We start from the raw sequence: 18706 nt of genomic DNA on the forward strand, positions 1-18706 counted from the left end.
CGGCGGGACGACGAAGCCGGTTCCGCGGTGTTCCACGAAATGGCGGCCCGCTGTGCGGGGTGGCCCCGGGGGGACTTGGGCGGGATTGGCGGGACAATGAGTGTCTTGTTCTCACTGCTCGGCGCGTCGGCGCCTTTCTTGCGTGAATCTGCATTTCGACCTTTTCGACCTGAAGCTCTTTGCCTATGTGGCTGAGGCGAGGAGCCTGACGCGTGGCGCGGACAAGGCCTGCATCTCGCTGGCCGCGGCGTCGACGCGTATCAAGCAGATGGAGGAAGCCATCGGCGGGAAGTTGCTGCACCGCAATGCGCAGGGCGTGAGCCTCACCGCGGCGGGCGAAGCGCTGCTCTATCACGCCAAGCGCGTGATGCAGCAGATGGAGCACCTGCGCATCGACATGCAGGACTTCGGCAAGGGCATCAAGGGGCACGTGCGCGTGTTCGCCAACACCACTTCCATCACCGAATACCTGCCGGAGAAGCTGGCCGGCTTTCTCACGCAGCATCCGGCCGTGCAGGTCGATCTGCGCGAGTACCTGAGCGAGGAAATCGTGCGGTCGGTGGCCGATGGCGGTGCGGACATCGGCATCCTCGCCGGCGATGTGCACACCGGGGATTTCGATGCACGGCCCTTCGGCCGCAACCATCTGGTGCTGGTGGTTCCCGCAACGCATCGCTTCGCGGGCGCGGAGTCGATGGCCTTCGTCGATACGCTCGAAGAGCAGCACGTGGGCCTGCACCATGGCAGCGCCATCCACCGCTTCCTGCTGCGCAAGGCGGAGCTGGCCGGCCACGGCTACAGCCCCCGCATCCAGGTCGGCAGTTTCGAGGCAATCTGTCTGATGATCGAAGCAGGTGTCGGCGTCGGCGTGCTGCCGGCCTCTTCCGCAGCGCGCCTGTCACGCGCCTTGCGCATCACTACCGTGCCGCTGGCCGATGCATGGGCCGAACGCGAACTCAAGATCGTGGCGCGCAACCGCGATCAGTTGCCTGCCTCGGCGCGCGAGCTGTTCGACTACCTGGGGGGGTGAAATCTCCCCCCAGGCTTGCCCACTTCATGTGGCCGCCGCCCCCCTACCGGGGGCAGCACCAGCGGCCCGGCGAAGCCGGTTTCGCGGCGCTTTCCAGATGGGCAGTTGAGGATGTTCCAGCGTCACGGGGTTTCGGGATGCTCGGGTCTCATGGCACGAAGTACCGCCTGAGCCTTCAGCACCACGGGTCGATCGACCATCTTGCCGTCGACCGTGACCGGTGCACCACCGCTGGCCGCGTCGGCGTCGATCACTCGCCTTGCCCAGTCGAGCTGCGTCGGCGTGGGCGAGAAGCCCCGGTTGACGACTGCCACCTGCTTCGGATGAATGCACAGCTTGCCGCCGAAGCCGAAGCGCCTCGCCTGCAGTGCATCGGCTTCGATGCGCGCGGGATCGTCGATGGCGGTGCTCACCCCATCCACCGGCGGCTGCAGGCCCGCGAGGCGCGAAGCCAGCACCACCCGCGAACGGAAGTACAGCAGCTCCGGCCCGTCGCCTTCGATGTCGAGATCGGCCTGGAAATCGATGGTGCCGAACACCAGGCGCTGCACGCCGGGCGCCGCCGCGATCTCGTCGAGCCTGTCGATGCCGCGTGCGGTTTCGACCAGTGGCAGCAAGGCGACGCCAGGCAGCGACGCGGCGATCATGCGCAGCACGGCAGCATCCTCCGCCTTGGGCAGCATCAGCGCATCGACACCCTTCCGGGCGCACAGTGCGAGGTCGGCCGCATGCCACGGCGTGTCGGCCGCGTTGACGCGAATGCCAACGAGGGGGCCTGCACCCCCGCCGCTTTCGCGCCCGGCAAGCCACTGCACCATCTGCGCGCGCGCCTCCACCTTGCGATCGGGCGGCACGGCGTCCTCGAGGTCGAGCACGACCGCATCCGCGCCGCTCTGGCAGGCCTTGTCGAAACGCCCGCCCTGGTGGCCAGGGACGAAGAGCAGGCTGCGGGCGACGGCCTGGCCGGGTAACGGAGCGAGCGGCATCGGCGAAACCCTTCAGCCCAGAAGCCGCCCGACGCGCGGCTCGCCCGCCAAGCTCCAGATGCGCTGGCACAGCGCCTGCGCCTCCTGCGCCGTGGCAGCCTCGCCGTAATGCGTCAGCCGCTTCATCTTGTCCTCGATCTCCGCACGGCTCAGGGTGTTGCCGGGGTCGCCCTTGGGCTCGTCGACCCGGCCCGACAGCGTGCGGCCGTCGGTCGTGGTCACGCTGACCTTGCCGATCCAGCGCGCGGGGTAGGCGGCGTCGACCTCTCGGTCGAGTTCCATCATCACCTTGTCGCGGAAGGCAGCGACCTCGGGCGCGAGAAAGTCGCGGTCGAACTCGGTCAGGCCCGCCCGGCCATGCACCGCGATCAGGCCCAGCACCGTGCCCATGGAGAACTTGCCCTGGTGCACCGTGGCCGGCACCACCACGCGGCCCAGCACGTCGATGGCACCCTGGTGCACGTGCGTCACGACGCGCTGGACATCGCCGGCCTTCAGGCCGTTTTGCGACATCACTTGCAGCAGTGCATCCGCGGCGGGGTGCGTGTGGCGGCAGGACGCATGGAACTTGAACGAGGTCTCGGCCAGCGCCCAGCGCGTGCCCAGGCCGTCGGTCAGGCGCGCCGGATCGGAATCGGTCGACATGCCTGCGCCCAGGCCCTGCGCGCCTTCGAGCACGCGCGCCGCGCCGGTGAAACCGTCCTGCGCCAGATAGGCCGACATGAGGCCGCTGGCCGCCGCATGGGCGCAATGCAGTTGCTTCGAATCCGCGGCGTCGCGCAGGAACTCCCACACGCCCGCCGACTGCGTACCGGCCGAGCCGAAGGCGTGCAGCATCTGATCGGGCGAAAGTCCGAGCAGACGGCCGACCGCCGCCGCAGCAGCCAGGGTGCCTGCGGTGGCCGTGGTGTGAAAGGTCCGGTAATGCGAGCGGCCGAGGAATTCGCCGACGCGGATGCCGACCTCATAGCCGGCCACCACTGCCGTCAGCAGTTGAGCACCGCTCGCACCCAGCGCCTGCGCGGTCGCGAGCGCAGGCGCAAGAACAACCGCCGCCGGATGGAACACGGAGCCGTTGTGCACATCGTCCTGCTCCACGTAGTGCGAGGCCGCGGCATTCACGAGCGCAGCGAAGACCGGCGACGTGGTGCCGCGCGAGATCAGCACTTCGCTCGGCCCTTCGGCCGGCCCCATCATCTCGGCGAAGCGCTGGATGCTGCGCACCGGCCGCGCCGAGCGCGCAGCGAGCACGGAGCCGAGCCAGTCGAGCATCAGGTCCTCGGCGCGTCGGATCACCGGCTCGGGAATCTGCTCGAACGAGAGGTCGGCTGCAAAGGCGGCCAGCGCCTGACTTGGATGCTTGTGCATGGCAAAGGTCGATCAAGAAGTGAGGAAAAAGGAGCGGGGCCGTCTCATACCGCCCCATCGGCGCGCAGGGCAGAGATCGCTGCCGCGTCGTAGCCGATCTCGGCCAGGACCGCGTCCGTGTGCTGCCCCAGCGTGGGAACCGCATCCATTCGCGGATCCCACTCGCGCGGCATGCCCGGCGGCCACAGCGCGGGAATCGCGCCCGCGCCGGTGCCGACCTCGGTCCAGCGTTCGCGTGCACGCAGTTGCGGGTGCGCCCACACGTCCTGCATGGTGTTGGCCTGCGCGTTCGCGATCTGGGCCGCGTCGAGGCGCTCGATGATTTGCGCCGCGCTGAAGGGCGCGAAGGCCTGGACGATGATTTCGCGCAGTGCGTCGCGCGACGCCGTCCGCAGCGTATTGGAGGCAAAGCGCGCGTCTGTTGCCAGCCCAGGCTGCTCCAGCACCTTGGCGCAGAAGACTTGCCACTCGCGCTCGTTCTGCAAGCCCAGCATCACCATCTTGCCGTCGCCGGCCGGGAACGGACCATAGGGGTAGATGGTGGCGTGCGCGGCCCCTGCTCGCGGCGGCGGTGCAGCGCCCTCGAATGCGTAATACATGGGGAAGCTCATCCACTCGACCATGCTCTCCAGCATCGAGACGTCGATGCGGCAGCCCTTGCCCGTCTTGCCGCGCTGCAGCAGCGCCGCGAGGATGTTGCTGTACGCGTACATGCCCGCCGCGATGTCGGCGATCGAGCAGCCGGCCTTTGCCATCTCGTCGGGCGTTCCGGTGACCGACAGGAAACCGGACTCGCTCTGGATCAGCAGGTCGTAGGCCTTCTTGTCGCGATAGGGGCCGGGCTGTGCCGCATCATCGCCATAGCCGGAGATGTCGCAGACGATCAGCCCCTCGTGCTCCGCCGACAGCGCCTCGTACGACAGACCCAGCCGCGCAGCGGCGCCGGGCGCGAGGTTTTGCACCAGCACGTCGGCCTCGGCGACGAGGCGCTTGAGCACGTCCTGTCCCTGCGGATGCTTCACGTCCAGCGTGAGGCTTTCCTTGGAGCGATTGGTCCAGACGAAATGCGAAGCCATGCCCTTCACGCGCTGGTCGTAGGCGCGCGCGAAGTCGCCGGTGCCCGGACGCTCGACCTTGATGACGCGCGCGCCCAGGTCGGCCAACTGGCGCGTGCAGAACGGCGCCGCGATGGCATGTTCAAGCGTGACGACGGTAATGCCTTCGAGCGGACGCATCAGAAGCTCCTTGGCAGCCCGAGCATGTGCTCGGCGACATAGCTCAGGATCAGGTTGGTCGAGATCGGCGCCACCTGGTAGAGCCGCGTCTCGCGGAACTTGCGCTCCACGTCGTATTCGGCCGCGAAGCCGAAGCCGCCGTGAAATTGCAGGCAGGCATTGGCCGCTTCCCACGAGGCCTTGGCCGCGAGGTACTTCGCCATGTTGGCCTGCGCGCCGCAGGGCTCGCGCGCATCGAAGCGGCGGCAGGCCTCGTAGCGCATGAGGTCGGCAGCCTCGATCTCGATGAAGGCCTCGGCGATGGGGAATTGCACGCCCTGGTTCTGGCCGATGGGCCGGCCGAACACGACACGCTCCTTGGCGTAGGCCGTGACCTTGTCGATGAACCAGTAGCCGTCGCCGATGCACTCTGCCGCGATCAGCGTGCGCTCGGCGTTCAGGCCGTCGAGGATGTACTTGAAGCCCTGCCCCTCCTCGCCGATGAGGTTCTCGGCCGGGATCTCCAGGTTCTCGAAGAACAGTTCGTTGGTCTCGTGGTTGACCATGTTGAGGATAGGCCGCACGGTGAGCCCGTTTCCGATGGCCTCGCGCAGGTCGACGATGAAGATCGACATGCCCTCGGACTTCTTCTTCACGTCTGCCAGCGGCGTGGTGCGTCCCAGCAGGATCATCAGGTCGGAGTGCTGGATGCGCGAGATCCAGACCTTCTGGCCATTGATGACGTAGCGGTCGCCCTTCTTCACCGCCGTGGTCTTGATCCTGGTGGTGTCGGTGCCGGTGGAAGGCTCGGTCACGCCCATGGACTGCAGGCGCAGGTCGCCGCTGGCGATCTTCGGCAAGTACTGCTGCTTCTGCGCCTCGGAACCGTGGCGCAGCAAGGTCCCCATGTTGTACATCTGCCCATGGCAGGCGCCGGAGTTGCCGCCGGCGCGGTTGATCTCCTCCATGATCACCGAGGCCTCGGTGAGACCGAGGCCCGAGCCGCCGTACTCCTGCGGGATCAGCGCGGCCATCCAGCCGGCCTTGGTCAGCGCGTCGACGAACTCGGCCGGATAGGCGCGCGCCTCGTCGACCTTGCGGAAATATTCGTTGGGGAACTGCGCGCACAGGTCGCGCACGGCGTCGCGGATGTCATGGTGGCGGGGATGGGTGTCGCTCATGGCAGGGTGATGGAGTTGATGGGGGTTGGCTTCATTCCAGACCGGCAGTCGCTTGCATCAGCAGCGCGCCCTGTGCGTCCTCGGCCCACAACGTGACGGTTCCGTCGTGCTGCGGCGCATGCCCGCAGACGCGCAGCAATTTGCCGCAGGTCAGCGGGCGAACGGCCTTGAAACTGTACGAACGCACCGCGCGGCCCGGATTGTTCTGCTGCGCCGCTTCGAGCAGCAGCGTGGCGATCAGCGGGCCGTGCACGATGAGATCGTCATAGCCCTCGACCTGCGTCACGTAGGGATAGTCGTAGTGGATGCGATGGCTGTTGAAGGTCAGCGCCGAATAGCGGAACAGCAGCGGCGCATCGGGCCGGTGCTCGATGGACCACGCCGGATCGGCCGGCGGGGTCTGCGGCGGTGCGGACTCGCCGGCCTTCGGCGCTTCGCGGTAAACGATGTCGTGGCCCTCGCGCAGCAGCAGCGTGCCGCCGGCATGCACTTCGTGCTGCACCTTCACGAACACGAGCGCACCGCCCTTGCCCTGCTTCAGGCTGACGTCCGCCACGCGCGAGGTCTTGGTCGCAGGCGTGGCGACTTGCAGCGGCGCGAAGAACTGGAACTGGCTGCCCGCCCACATGCGCCGCGGCAGCGGCACCGGCGGCAGGAAGCCGCCGCGCGCTGGATGGCCGTCCGGCCCCAACTGGTTCTGCGGCGCCGTCGGCAGGAAATAGCACCAGTGCCACAGCGGCGGCAGGGCCTGCCCTGCTTGCCAGTCTTGCTCGCCGTTCCGCACGGTTGCAGCCATGGCGCTCGCGGTCCAGGGCGACAGCAGCTCGTCGCGCGTCTCGGTGCGGCCGATCCAGCTGCGCAGATGGTCGAGGTCCAGGGTGTCTGTCATGGCGGCAATCCTTCGCTCAGTCCTGGCGCGGGCCGCCGGCTTCGCGCTCGACGCGCTGCCAGATCTCCACGGCCATGGGGTCGTCGATTTCCTCGAGGATGTGGCCCACGAGCCCGATCGCGCGCGCCATCACCCCGAAGCCGCGGATGATGCGCCACGGAAAACCGAACTCGGCCGCGATGGCCCCGATGGCACCCGTGGCATTGATGGGCAGCGATTTGCCCGACACGCGCTCGGCCTCGACCTGCACCGCCTGCATCAACGCGACGTAGTGGCTCGACAGGCCGTTCTCGGCAGCAATCTGGAACAGGCGCGGCGTGCGCGGGTCGATCGGCTTGTGCAGCGGATGGCCGAGCCCCGGCACGATTTCCTTGCGGGCGCGGTAGTCGGCCACGATGTCGCGCGCCATGTCGGCGAGCGGGCGCTCCGGCTTGGAGCCGAACGGAATGGCCTCGTACAGCATGCGCGCCGCGCCCTCCGTGCTGCCGACGAACACCGTTCCCAGACCGCAGAGGCCGGCCGCGACGGCCGCTTGCAGTGCCTCGGGCGCGCCGGCATAGGTGAGGCGGGCGGCCAGCGCACTGGGCGTGATGCCGTGCTCGACGAGGGTGACCACGATGGCGTTGAAGGTCACGGATTCCTGCGGCGTCGGGATGCGCCCGGTGAGTTCGAGAAAGGCCATGTCGCCCAGGTTGAGGTGGCCGAGGATCTCGGACGGCAGGTCGCGCCCGCGCACGGTGATCCTGTCGGGCGTGCTGTGGCCCAGTTCGGTGTGCAGGGACTTCTTGATCTTGGTCATTGGATGCTTGAAGAGGAAAAAACGGCGACGAAGCGAATCTATTCCTCTGCCGGCGCTGCGGGTCAGTGTTTGCCGAACCCTCCCTTCCGCAAAGGCGAATGCCCTCTTGGGACACCTTCTGGCACGCTCCGCTCCGCCCTGACAGCAACGAAGCAAGACCCCCATGGACCACGAATCACTGGCAGCGATCCGCGAAGCGGCGCTGGACTACTTCACCCGCAGCCGCAGCATCCAGCGCTGCCGCGCCCTGATCGAACAGCCCGAGGGCAGCAGCGCTGCCGGTTGGGCGGAACTGGTCTCGCTGGGCTGGCCGGGCATGCTTGCACCCGAATCGGCGGGCGGCCTTGCGCTGGACCTCTCCGGCGCGGCGGAAATCCTGCGCGCGGCCGGCGAACACGTGGCTCCCGAGCCATTGCTCGCCGTTGCAGGCCTCAGCGCCCTGCTGCTCACACGCCTGGACAGCGCCCCCGCCAGCGTGCTGCTCGAAGACCTGGTCGCCGGCCGCAGCCTGCCGGCGCTGGCCTGGCAGGAAAGCGCGGGCGATCTCAGCGACGTCCCTCTGGACTGCGGCTGCGAACCACGACGCGACGGCGGCCTGCTGCTGCAAGGCGAGAAGATCATGGTGCTGCCCGGCGCGGCCGCCACCGGCTGGCTGGTGTCGGCGCGCGGGGACGATGACACCGTGCTGCTGTGGGTGCCGCGCGGCACCGCCGGCGTGACGGAAATCCTCACGCCGCTCGTGGATGGCGAGCACGCCGCCACGTTGCGATTCGACCAGGTGGCCCTGCCCGCGAACGCCGTGCTGGCGCAGGGCGGCTCCGCACGCGACGCGCTTCGCCACGCGCTCGCGGCGGGTCAGATCCTGCAGGCCGCCGAGTTGGCCGGTGTCGGCCAGGCGATGCTCGAACAGACGCTGGCCTACCTGCGCACCCGCACGCAGTTCGGCAAGCCCATCGGCTCCTTCCAGGCGCTGCAGCATCGCGCGGTCGACATGTTCATCCACCTCGAAGTGGCGCGGTCCACCCTCGCCGAAGTGCTGGCGCTGGCCGAAGACCCTTCGGCCGCGGGCATCGAAAGGCTCGAGGCCGAGGCCAGTCGCGTCAACGCGCGCTGCACCGCCGCGGCGCTGCAGGCTTCGCGCTCGGCCGTGCAGTTGCACGGCGCGATCGGCTACACGCAGGAATGCGATCTCAGCCTCTTCTACAAGCGCACGCTGCGGCTGTCGGCATGGCTGGGCAACGTCACCACGCACCAGCGCCGCTATGCGTCGCTGGCCGAGGGCTCACGTTCTGCCGACGCGGTCCAATGGGACGGCGAGTTTCCGCGGCAGGCCGACTGGAGCGCCCTCCCCGATCCCGAGTTCCGCCGCATGGTCCGCGCCTTCCTCCAGCAGCGCTATCCGGCGCATCTGCGGTATCTCTCGCACCGCGCGCGCTGGAGTGAGATGCGCGAGTGGTACCTCACGCTCTCGGCGCAAGGCTGGGTGGCGCCCGCGTGGCCGCAGGCGCATGGCGGCATGGGCTTGCCGGCCGACAAGATGATCGCGTGGATCGAGGAACTGGAGCAGTACGGTGTCGCCCGCGCGCCGGACCAGGGCATCGTGATGATCGGCCCGCTGCTCATCCAGCACGGCACGCCCGAGCAGCAGCAGCGCTTCCTGCCGCGCATCCTGAGCGGCGAGCACGTGTGGTGCCAGGGCTACTCCGAGCCCAACGCCGGCTCCGACCTCGCGGGGCTGCGCACCGAGGCGCTGCAGGCACGCGATGCCCAGGGCGACCACTTCGTCGTCAACGGCCAGAAGATCTGGACCACGCTGGCGCAGGACGCCAACCACATCTTCATGCTGGTGCGCACCGACCGGGACGCGAAGAAGCAGGAAGGCATCAGCTTCCTGCTGTGCGATCTGCGCACACCCGGCATCACGATCCGTCCCATCCACACGCTGGCCGGCGAGCCGGAGTTCTGCGAGGTGTTCTTCGACAACGTGCGCGTGCCGGCCGAGAACCTGGTCGGCAAGCTCCACGCCGGCTGGACCATCGCGAAGGCCCTGCTGGGTTTCGAGCGCATCTTTCTCGGCAGTCCCAAGCAGTCGCAGTACGCGCTGGGGCAACTGGCGCGGCTGGCCAATGCACGGCGGCTTTTCGCGGACCCGGTGTTCACCCAGCGCTACACGGCGCTTCGGCTCGACGTGGCCGATCTGTCGGCCGCCTACACGGGCTTTGCCAACATCGTGAAGGCGGGCAAGCCGCTGCCTCCCTCGGTGTCGCTGCTGAAGATCTGGGCGAGCGAGACTTACCACCGCATCGGCGCGCTGCTGGTCGAGGCGAGCGAGGAACAAGGCGCCATGGCCGGCGACCAGGATCTGGCCGGGCAGCCGTTCAACGCGCTGTCGCCATTGATCGGGTCGACCTCGGCCATGATTTATGGCGGCACCAACGAGATCCAGCGAAACATCCTCGCGCGGCAGGTGCTGAACATCTAGCTCGCCCCAGGCTGCGAGCACTCCGTGTCGCTTCGCCTACCCCCTGCCGAATTTCCATACCAACTCAGGAGACGACAGACATGGTCCGTATTGAAACTGCTTCGCGCCCTTCTCGGCGCAAGGCACTCGCGTTGCTGGCAGGTGGCGCCTTGTCGTTGCTCGCACCCACCGGGGCCCTGGCGCAACAGGCGCCGCTGCCAGCGGTCATCAAGCTGGTCGTGGGCTACACCGCCGGCGGGCCGGTCGATGGCGCGGCGCGACTGATCGCGCCGGCGCTCTCGCAGGAACTGGGCACGCAGGTCATCGTCGAGAACAGGCCCGGTGCGGGCGGGTCGATGGGCGGTGACATGGTCGCCAGGTCTTCGCCCGACGGTGCGACGCTGTTTCTCGGCGCGAGCCCCACGATCACGATCAATCCCAACGTGCAGCGCAAGATGGCCTTCGACCCGATGAAGGACCTCACGCCCATCGCCCCGCTGGTGGCCTACACGAACGTGCTGGTCGTCAACCCCAATCTGCCGGTGCGCAACGTCAGTGAACTCCTGGCCTACGCCAAGGCCCACCCTGACAAGGTCTTCTACGGCTCCGCGGGCGTCGGCTCTTCCAACCACCTCAGCGGCGCGCTCCTGGAAAAGATGACCGGCGCCCCCATGGCGCACGTCGCCTACAAGGGCAGCGCGCCCGCCCTGGCCGACGTCATGGGCGGCACCCTGTCGATGATGTTCGACATCATCGCCACCTCCCGCCCCTACATTGCCTCCGGCAAGGTGCGCGCACTCGCCGTGACCTCGCCGCAGCGCAACCGGATGCTGCCGGATGTGCCCACGATGATCGAGTCCGGCGTGCCCGGCTACGACGTCGGCGGCTGGTTCGGCCTCTACGGCCCCGCACGCATGGACCCCGCGCTCGTCGCCCGCATCAACGCGGCCGCCAACAAGATGCTTGCCCGCGAGGATCTTTCCGCCCGCCTGCTCGACCAGGGCTATGACGTCTGGGTCGGCAGGCCCGACGTGCTCGCTGCCAAGGGCGTGGCCGACCGCAAGCTCTGGGCGACGGCATCCAAGGGCATCGAGGCGGAATAGACGAATGACAGCAACCCGCATTCACGAACTTCTGGCGCAGCGTGCAGCGCAGACACCCGACGCCGTCTTCCTTCACCAGCCCGCAGGACACACCACCTACGCGGAACTGCAAGCCATGGCCGACATCGCAGCGCAAGCACTGGTCGAAGCAGGTGTCCGGCCGACCGACCGCGTGGTGCTGGTGGCCGAGAACTGCCCCGAGCACATTGCACTCATCATGGCCTGCAGCCGCATCGGTGCATGGTCGTGCGGCGTCAACGCGCGCATGTCGCCGGGCGAAGTCGCCGCCGTCGTCGAACGTGCCGACGCGCGGCTCTGCTGCTTCACCAGCGCGGCCTCGGACGCGGCGCACCAGCATGCCCAGCGCGCGGAAGCCGTCGCTTCCACGCTTCCCGGCGTGATGCGGTCCGCGTCGCGCACCGGCGCGACGGCCGAACCCGCCGAGGCCCTCGCCGATACCGCCGCGATCATCTTCACCTCCGGCACCTCGGGCACGCCCAAGGGGGTGATGGTGTCGCATCGCGGCCTGTTGCACTTCGGTCGCGTCTCCGCGAACTCGCGCGCACTCACCGGCGAAGACCGCGCCTATGCCTTCCTGCCAATGACGCACATCTTCGGCCTCGGCACCGTGCTGATGGCGAGCCTGAGCAGCGGCGCATCGCTCGTGCTGCGAAGCGGGTTCTCCCCGGACGACTTGCTCCACGCGCTGGCACATGAACGCGTGTCGAACCTGCTAGGCCCGCCCACGATGTACGCCCGCCTGCTGGCCCACATCGACGCACAGGGCATGACGCCGCCGTCGCCGCTTTTTCCGCAACTGCGCTATGCCTACACCGGGTCCGCGCCGCTCGACCTCACGCTCAAGCACCGCGTCGAATCGCTGTTCGGCCAACCGCTGCATTACGGCTACGGCCTCTCGGAGTACGCAGGCTCGGTCTTCCTGACGCGACGCGGCGAGCCGCGCGACGACACGGCAGCGGGTTACCTTGTCGACGGCGCCGAGGCACGCATCGTCACGCCCGAAGGCCACGACGCGGCGCCAGGCGAAGTCGGCGAGATCTGGCTGCGCGGCGCGGGCCTGATGCTGGGCTACTTCCGCGATGCGGAGGCCACTGCACAGGTCATGCGGCCGGGTGGCTGGTATGCATCGGGCGACCTCGGCCGGCTCGCGCCCGACGGCGCGCTCTCGGTCGTCGGGCGCCTGAAGGAAATGATCATCCGCTCGGGCTTCAACGTCTACCCGGCCGAGGTCGAGGCCGTGCTCAACCGCTTTGCGGGCGTGCACCTGAGCGCGGTCGTGGGCGTACCCGAAGCCGACGGCAACGAGACCATCGCGGCGTTCATCGAGCTCGAGCCCGGCGCGGCGCTCGACCGCGATGCGCTGCGCGCACACCTGATGGAGCATCTGTCGCCCTACAAGCGCCCTTCGCGCATCGAGGTGCTGCCTTCGTTGCCCACCACCTCGACCGGGAAAATCCTCAAGCGCGCGCTGGTGGCGACCCAAACCTAGCGGGCTGCCAAACCCGATCACGCCCGTTCTGCTGGCGTGACGGGCGGGGAACATGGGCGGTCACAATAGGCGTTCGACCGAATCCAGAACAGACTCCAACCCAATGATCGATGCTGCCCAGTTGCGCGACTTGAGTTCGCAACAGATCAAGTCCGAGGCCCTGCGATGCAGCTGCAAGGTCCTGCAGACGGCGTCCTGGGAAAGCGTCACCGACGAGCGATGGCCCGCCGGGGTGCGGCAGGTCGGAACGCTGCGCCCCCCCGATATCGACGAGCCGACGTTCGAGGAATTCCATCCGGACGGCACTCGGTACGGGTCGGACGACGCGCCGATCGCCGTTTCGTGGTTCCCTTTCAACCGTAGCGACGTGTATGCGTGCGGCACGTGCCGAAGCGTATTCCTGCGCTACACGGAGTACGGCGGCTACTACGTGGATCACCGTGTCCGGTGGGTCGACCCCGCTTTGGTCGTTTGAATATTTCAATGTCGAAGGAGAACGCGATGTCCGGGAAAGTTGCCGTGGTGGTGGGAGGCGGAAGCGGCATGGGTGCCGCAGCGGCGCGCAAGCTGGCGGAAAAGGGCTTCGAGTTGGCCGTCCTGTCTTCATCGGGCAAGGGCGAAGCGCTCGGCAAGGAACTGGGCGGCATCGGCGTCACCGGATCGAACCGGTCGAACGATGACCTCGAACGATTGATCGACCTGACCCTGGAGCGCTGGGGCCGCATCGATGTGCTCGTGAACGGCGCTGCCCACGGGCCGAAGGGGCCGGTGCTGGAGCTCACGGACGAGCAGTGGCATGCGGGCATGGACATCTACCTGCTCAACGTGATCCGGCCGACACGCCTGGTCACGCCCGTGATGGAAAGACAGAAGAGCGGCGCCATCATCAACATCTCTTCGGCGTGGGCGTTGGAGCCCAGCCCGATGTTCCCGACATCGGCCGTCTTTCGAGCAGGACTTGCTGCGTTCACCAAGCTCTTCGCGGACCAGTACGCGGCCAGCAACGTGCGCATGAACAATGTGCTGCCCGGCTGGATCGACAGCCTGCCCGCGAAGGAAGACCGGCGTCAGAGCGTGCCGATGCAACGCTACGGCACCAGCGACGAGATCGCTGCAACCATTGCCTTCCTTGCTTCGGACGAGGCTGCATACATCACGGGACAGAGCATTCGCGTCGACGGCGGCTTGATGCGCTCGCTGTAGCGCCTCTGGCCTCGCGGGTGGACAATGCGTTGGTGGCGAACGTCGAATCACCTGCTTTCCGGCCCCTGACCGGCATCTATGAGCCGTCGGCGATCCAGCAATTGCCGGACGGTCGCCTTCTTGTCGTCGAGGACGAGAAGGACCACCCCTTCAGCCTGGTCACGATCGAAGCCGGCCAGGTCCACAGCGTCGCGCTCACCGCCACCTTGCTGCAGACCTTCATTGACTTCTGGAAGCTGGACGACCTCGAAGGATTGACCGCGGACCTGGCAGGCTTCGTCTACGCCATCACCTCCCATTCTCGCGACGACGAAGGTCACGCCAAGAAGTCTCGCGAGCGGCTGGTGCGCTTCCGGGTCGACGGGAATCGGGTCGTCGAGCCCAAGATCGTCGAGGGTTTGAAGCAGGCCATGACGACGACGCATCCCCTGCTGGCTGCAGCCGCCGGGATCCGGCAGGTCAAGGCCGCGGGCGGACTCAACATCGAAGCCTTGGAGGTCGACCCGTTCCAGCATCATCTGCTGATCGGCTTTCGCAGCCCGCTGCACGAAGGCCGCGCGATCATCGCCAGCGTCGTGAATCCGACGGCCATCTTCGAAGCGGACGAGGAACCTCGCCTGTCGCCCGAACTCGATGAACTGGATCTGGACGGCCACGGCATCCGCGCGTTGTCCTTTCTTCCCGCGCTCGGGCAGTACCTGGTCATCGGCGGGCCCGTGTCGCGCGAGCCCGGCGAATTCTCTCTCTGGCTATGGAACGGCCGGCGCAGCAACTCCGTGCACCGCGTCGCGGTTCCGGGTCTCCGGGACCTGGCGCGCACTGAAGGGATAAGCCCGGCGACCATCGACGGGGCCGCAGGAATCATCATGGTCAGCGACGACGGCGACCGCAAGGCCGGAAGGCCAGCGAGTTACCTCTGGATCGGCCTCGATCAACTGAAAATCGGCTGACCGCTCGCTTCGAACGCCCGACCTCGCGAGTCGCAGGCCGCGCTCGGCGGCATCGAGCGCGTTGTCGTGCCGACGACGCTTTGTCTGCCCATCCGCAGCGAACCCAAACATCGGGCGCACCGATCAGGGCTTGAACGACAGGGGGAAAGGCAACTTGACCGATGGCGATGACCGCATCAGCATGTCCAGCGGGTCGCTCGACAGTTGGGCGCCGGCGGCGATGCGGGCGCAGGGGTTGGCGGTCGACTCCAGCTTGCGCCACAAGTCGCCCGCCAACAGCGATGCCCCGGCGGTGGCCCAGGCCGCGGTCCCCACGAGCAACATGCCGCTGGGGTCCAGTTCGACCGTCGGTTCGGTGATCGTCCCGGTGACTCTCGCGACGCCACTTGTCAGGCCCAGCAAGCTGAACTGAAAGAGTCCGCGTCGCACTGCGCGGTACCCGAACAGGATCTCGCTCGTTCTCAGATTCACCGCGCCACCGCCCAGAATGTCCAGATGCTTCAGGCGCAGAGCAATGCCGTCGCTCGAGGTGGCCACGCCATCGGCGATGGTGAAGCGCGCAGCCGCACATTCGAGCTGGGCGTTGTCCTCCGCCCTGCGCCCGGGCAGCAGCGTCAGGAGAAGGTTGCCGGCAACTCTCTCGAAGCCGTAGCCCGCATTGATGGGCAATGTCCCCTCGCCTGCCGTGAGCAGGAACTCACCGCGACTGGTCGCGAGCATGTTGCGCAACGTGGTGCCAGTGCCAGCGAGCTGAGCGTTGATCGACAGCATCGGCGTGGCGGCCCCGCGCGGCGGCGCCACCCGCGGCGTATGCAGCGCCTCTGTGTCGACGTCCTTGAGCGACAGGCGCAATGCCACGCCCGGCACTTCCTGGCGCAGATCGAGGCGCAGGTTCCCGCGCAACTCGCCCTCGGCCGCTGTGGTCGAAACCTCGATCAGTCCGTTCCTGAGCGTGCCATCGAGTTGAAGGTTCGCCAGGTCGTATCGATGCAGGAGGAAGCGCTCTGCTCTCAGTTGCAGCTGCGCGTCGCGTGAGAGCAGGGACGGCATGCGGATGGGCCGGTCCAGCACCGGTGTCTCGTTGGCCGTGGGTTCCGCCGCCCACTGCGTGGTATCGATCAGTCTGGACGTGAGATCCGCTGACAGGTCCGGGCGGTCACGCCAACGAATTCGCAGCCGCCCGGCCGCGTCCGACTTGCCGGCCTGCGCGCTGAGATCGTCGACCGCCACCTCCCCGTCTCCCAGCGTCACGCGTCCCGTGGCGCTCAACGGGAGGGCAGGCAGGCGCGAAGCGCCAAGCATCGCCGGCGCCTTCGCCAGGTTGTCGATCTCGATCCGGGCGTCGAGCCGCGTGCCCGTCGGCGCCGCAAGGTTGCCCACATTGCCCTGCAGGGTCGCGCGCGCGCCAGGCAGCGTCGCCTGCATCGCCACAGGCACGTCACGCAGGCCGATCAGACGCTGCAACGGCCCGCTGGTCGCGAGGACCTGGAGTGTTTCTCCGTCCAGAGCCGTGCGCAGATTCGCTTCCATCTTCGGCCACGCGGTCTCGGGGCTCAGCAGTTCGGCCAGCGGCCCGGCGACTGCCGTCAAAGTCATCGGCGCGCCGAGTGCTCGGCCAACCGCGCTCACGCGCACGGGGCCACCCGGCTCGACATCGATGTTCGCCTGCTCCACTCGGACCGGAGAGCGATCGCGACCCACCGCAAGGGAGAAGGGAGCATTGCGAACGGAAAGCTTCGCCTGCTTCATGAGTTCGCGCACACTCGTGCCCTGCGAGCCAAACACGACTTGCAGTCCCTGAATCGCGCCGCTCACCGTGGCCTGCCGATTCGGCGCGCGCAGCAGCGCCGCCACGTCGACGCGGTCGGCTCCCGCATTGGCATCGACGCGCCATGCCCGCCCGCTTGCATCGAGCGTGACATGGCCCTGCACCGGAGCGTTGGCGACCGTCGCAGACGTCAGGTCGATGGCGAGCTTGCCCTCCCGCAAATGGGCGAGCGCAGCAACCTTGCCGATCGGCACCGGTGCGCCCGCAATGCGGGCAACGTCGAACTGCAATCTGCCATCGAACGCACGCAGCGGCGCGAGCGGCAGTGGATCGTCGAATGCACTGCGTGGTCCTTTTCTCGCCGCGCCACCGCCAAGCTTGGCGAAGTCGAGCACCGCGATGCTCGCATTGCCGTCGATCTGCGGCCGGCCATCGCGCCAGCGAAGCGTGCCGTCTCCCGCGACAACCGTGCCGGCCAGCGTGGCGGCAAGGCCTTGCAGACCGACCACGTCGTCGCGCCAGTGCACCCTGCCGGACAGGTTCCTGGCCGACACCGGCAGGCCGGTGATGCCCGCAATCCGCAGCGACACATCCGCTTCGACGCGCTTGAGCCACGCCGGCGCGCCCCCACCGGGGGCGTCCCGTGGACGTGACTCAGGCGGCGCCAATTCGCGAGCCTTGATATCCAGCTGATTCAAGTCCAACTGGCCGAGGTCCAGCGCCCCGCTGAGCAGCGCACGCGGTGCGCTTTCGTACGCAAGATCGCCCGACACCTTCGAGGCGAGTACCAGGCCACGGATGTTCCTGGCCGAATAGCTCTCCTTCGAATGCGTCACGTGAGCCGCAAGATCCACTGGCAAGGGTTGGCTCAGGTGAAGGCCTGCAAGCGCGCGCATCGGCCCCAGCGCGTCGCCCCGGGCGGTCAGCGCCAGATCGAAGTCCGTGGCTTCCGCCGCGGGCGTGATGCTGCCATTGGCGCTCAGGGTGAAGTCCGCAAGCTCGGCGCGCAGCGTCAGAGGCACGAGGCCATCGACCTTTTGCAGCTCGGGCCACGGCGCGGTGCTCGCCTCGAGCGAGAACGGAGCTTCGCCGATCTTGCCCTCCACGGTCAGCCGGCTGTCCGCTTTCGCTCCGAACACAGCCTTGCCCGATCCGATCTCGACGCGCGACGGGTTCATCGGCAGTCCATCGAGCGACAGACTCAAGTCCTCGACCTGGAGGCCGCCTTGTGCGTAGCGCGTCTGCGCCGAAAGACGGTACGGGCCCCACGCCGGCAATGTGCGCCCCAGGACGCCGGACCACGCGTCGAGATGCTCGCCGGCCATCTCAAGTCCGAGTTCAACGCCCTCGAGCGACGCGATCGATGCCAACCGCACGTCGAGCGTGAGGGACGCGCCCGGAGGTCGCAGGCCGACGGACAGACGCCAAGGCTCGCCATTGAGCGCAGCCTGCAGCGAGGCGTTGGCCTCCACCGTGAGATGGATCGGAGACTTTCGGTAGTCGGCAAGCGCGTGAACCCGAAACGGCACGCTGCCGCTGATCGTGGCCTCGGCGGTGTCGACACGAACCTGCTCGACGGAGCCGCCGCCTTGCCGCCAGCCGATGTGCAAGTCGGACAGCGACATGGTGCCGAGGTCAGGCACTGCAGCGCGTTTGGTGTCCCGATCGGGCGTGCCGAACTGCCAGTTGACTGCGCCCTCCGCATTGCGCTCGAGCAGCAGGTCGACGCCCTCCAGGTGCACGTCGCGCATTTCGACCTGACCGTTCCACAGCGCGATGAGATCGAGGTGCGCCTCGCCGCTCGCAGCGGTCACGAAGTCCGGTCGCGATGCCCAGGGGGGATTGGCGATGCGCAGATCGCGCACGGACAAGGTCGGTCGCAGGGCAAGGTCGAACGACAGACTGCCCATCGAAACCTCCCGATCCAGAACGGATGAAAGCTTTCGCTCCAAGGCTCGTCTGTAGACCTCCGCGTCGAGCGTCTTCAGGAAGAGCATCACCCCCAAGACCGCGGCAAACAGCAGCCCTATCACCCACAGCAGCAACTTGGTTGCACGTCGACGCCGTGGCGACCCGGGTGTGGTCATGGATTGGGCAATGAGAAGCGGGCGGGCGGGTCGCGGGGTGGATGACGAACGGAGTGCCGCCATCGTAGCGAAGGAGCGCGACCTGCGCTCTGCTGCCCAGAGCATCGAGGCTATGCAACCAGATTTCAACGCTTGTAAGCGATTGCCGCACGCTATC

General features: G+C 67.7%; 14 protein-coding genes. 7 read left to right on the top strand and 7 right to left on the bottom strand.

Features of this window, described 5'->3' with window-relative positions; translation table 11 throughout:
- Nucleotides 1-142: 142 nt before the first annotated feature.
- Nucleotides 143-1030 carry a LysR family transcriptional regulator gene (locus QTH97_RS06620; protein ID WP_286567298.1) on the top strand — a complete coding sequence of 296 codons (888 nt, stop codon included), beginning with the start codon at nt 143-145 and terminating at the stop codon, nt 1028-1030.
- A 122-nt stretch (nt 1031-1152) separates the two neighbouring features.
- On the opposite strand, the gene QTH97_RS06625 is transcribed toward QTH97_RS06620, so the two are convergent.
- Genes QTH97_RS06625 through QTH97_RS06650 form a run of 6 tightly spaced genes read right to left on the bottom strand, consistent with a single transcriptional unit; the run spans nt 1153 to nt 7467 of the window.
- Nucleotides 1153-2016: an HpcH/HpaI aldolase/citrate lyase family protein gene (locus QTH97_RS06625; RefSeq protein WP_286567299.1), complete on the bottom strand. Its 864-nt coding sequence runs from the start codon at nt 2014-2016 to the stop codon at nt 1153-1155.
- 12 nt (nt 2017-2028) lie between these two features.
- Entirely contained in the window at nt 2029-3384 is a 1356-nt protein-coding gene (locus QTH97_RS06630; RefSeq protein ID WP_286567300.1) for an MmgE/PrpD family protein, read from the bottom strand.
- A gap of 44 nt (nt 3385-3428) precedes the next feature.
- Complete coding sequence (locus QTH97_RS06635; RefSeq protein ID WP_286567301.1) at nt 3429-4619, bottom strand: CaiB/BaiF CoA transferase family protein; 1191 nt, start codon at nt 4617-4619, stop codon at nt 3429-3431.
- Nucleotides 4619-5779, bottom strand: a complete 1161-nt coding sequence (locus QTH97_RS06640) for an acyl-CoA dehydrogenase family protein (protein ID WP_286567302.1) — start codon at nt 5777-5779, stop codon at nt 4619-4621. The genes QTH97_RS06635 and QTH97_RS06640 overlap by 1 nt, the downstream gene beginning before the upstream one ends.
- A gap of 31 nt (nt 5780-5810) precedes the next feature.
- Nucleotides 5811-6668 (bottom strand): HTD2 family dehydratase, encoded by an 858-nt coding sequence (locus tag QTH97_RS06645; protein WP_286567303.1) that lies wholly within the window; start codon nt 6666-6668, stop codon nt 5811-5813.
- Between the two features lie 16 nt (nt 6669-6684).
- On the bottom strand, nt 6685-7467 hold the full coding sequence (locus QTH97_RS06650) for a citryl-CoA lyase (RefSeq protein ID WP_286567304.1): 783 nt from the start codon (nt 7465-7467) through the stop codon (nt 6685-6687).
- Nucleotides 7468-7630: 163 nt separating this feature from the next.
- Between QTH97_RS06650 and QTH97_RS06655 the strand changes: the two genes are divergently transcribed.
- The 6 genes from QTH97_RS06655 to QTH97_RS06680 all read left to right on the top strand — a co-directional run bounded on the left by QTH97_RS06655 (nt 7631) and on the right by QTH97_RS06680 (nt 14694).
- A complete protein-coding gene (locus tag QTH97_RS06655; RefSeq protein WP_286567305.1) occupies nt 7631-9949 on the top strand; it encodes an acyl-CoA dehydrogenase family protein in 2319 nt (772 codons plus the stop codon).
- 80 nt (nt 9950-10029) lie between these two features.
- Nucleotides 10030-11031: a Bug family tripartite tricarboxylate transporter substrate binding protein gene (locus QTH97_RS06660; RefSeq protein WP_286567306.1), complete on the top strand. Its 1002-nt coding sequence runs from the start codon at nt 10030-10032 to the stop codon at nt 11029-11031.
- Between the two features lie 4 nt (nt 11032-11035).
- Nucleotides 11036-12541, top strand: a complete 1506-nt coding sequence (locus QTH97_RS06665; protein ID WP_286567307.1) for a class I adenylate-forming enzyme family protein — start codon at nt 11036-11038, stop codon at nt 12539-12541.
- A 103-nt stretch (nt 12542-12644) separates the two neighbouring features.
- Entirely contained in the window at nt 12645-13016 is a 372-nt protein-coding gene (locus QTH97_RS06670; protein ID WP_286567308.1) for a hypothetical protein, read from the top strand.
- A 26-nt stretch (nt 13017-13042) separates the two neighbouring features.
- Nucleotides 13043-13744, top strand: coding sequence for an SDR family oxidoreductase (locus tag QTH97_RS06675; protein ID WP_286567309.1), 702 nt, complete (start codon nt 13043-13045; stop codon nt 13742-13744).
- Nucleotides 13745-13776: 32 nt separating this feature from the next.
- Nucleotides 13777-14694: a DUF3616 domain-containing protein gene (locus QTH97_RS06680; RefSeq protein WP_286567310.1), complete on the top strand. Its 918-nt coding sequence runs from the start codon at nt 13777-13779 to the stop codon at nt 14692-14694.
- Between the two features lie 123 nt (nt 14695-14817).
- Here the strand turns inward: QTH97_RS06680 and QTH97_RS06685 are convergent, their stop codons facing one another.
- Nucleotides 14818-18549, bottom strand: coding sequence for an AsmA family protein (locus QTH97_RS06685; RefSeq protein WP_286567311.1), 3732 nt, complete (start codon nt 18547-18549; stop codon nt 14818-14820).
- Nucleotides 18550-18706: the final 157 nt, after the last annotated feature.

Source organism: Variovorax gracilis, from assembly GCF_030317115.1.
Classification (GTDB): domain Bacteria; phylum Pseudomonadota; class Gammaproteobacteria; order Burkholderiales; family Burkholderiaceae_C; genus Variovorax; species Variovorax gracilis.

Bases quoted from the DNA above. Each gene is read 5' to 3' on its own strand.
- QTH97_RS06630 (WP_286567300.1), bottom strand. From the start codon at position 3,384: ATGCACAAGCATCCAAGTCAGGCGCTGGCCGCCTTTGCAGCCGACCTC.
- QTH97_RS06650 (WP_286567304.1), bottom strand. From the start codon at position 7,467: ATGACCAAGATCAAGAAGTCCCTGCACACCGAACTGGGCCACAGCACG.
- QTH97_RS06625 (WP_286567299.1), bottom strand. From the start codon at position 2,016: ATGCCGCTCGCTCCGTTACCCGGCCAGGCCGTCGCCCGCAGCCTGCTC.
- QTH97_RS06640 (WP_286567302.1), bottom strand. From the start codon at position 5,779: ATGAGCGACACCCATCCCCGCCACCATGACATCCGCGACGCCGTGCGC.
- QTH97_RS06665 (WP_286567307.1), top strand. From the start codon at position 11,036: ATGACAGCAACCCGCATTCACGAACTTCTGGCGCAGCGTGCAGCGCAG.
- QTH97_RS06685 (WP_286567311.1), bottom strand. From the start codon at position 18,549: ATGACCACACCCGGGTCGCCACGGCGTCGACGTGCAACCAAGTTGCTG.
- QTH97_RS06670 (WP_286567308.1), top strand. From the start codon at position 12,645: ATGATCGATGCTGCCCAGTTGCGCGACTTGAGTTCGCAACAGATCAAG.
- QTH97_RS06675 (WP_286567309.1), top strand. From the start codon at position 13,043: ATGTCCGGGAAAGTTGCCGTGGTGGTGGGAGGCGGAAGCGGCATGGGT.
- QTH97_RS06635 (WP_286567301.1), bottom strand. From the start codon at position 4,619: ATGCGTCCGCTCGAAGGCATTACCGTCGTCACGCTTGAACATGCCATC.
- QTH97_RS06645 (WP_286567303.1), bottom strand. From the start codon at position 6,668: ATGACAGACACCCTGGACCTCGACCATCTGCGCAGCTGGATCGGCCGC.
- QTH97_RS06660 (WP_286567306.1), top strand. From the start codon at position 10,030: ATGGTCCGTATTGAAACTGCTTCGCGCCCTTCTCGGCGCAAGGCACTC.
- QTH97_RS06655 (WP_286567305.1), top strand. From the start codon at position 7,631: ATGGACCACGAATCACTGGCAGCGATCCGCGAAGCGGCGCTGGACTAC.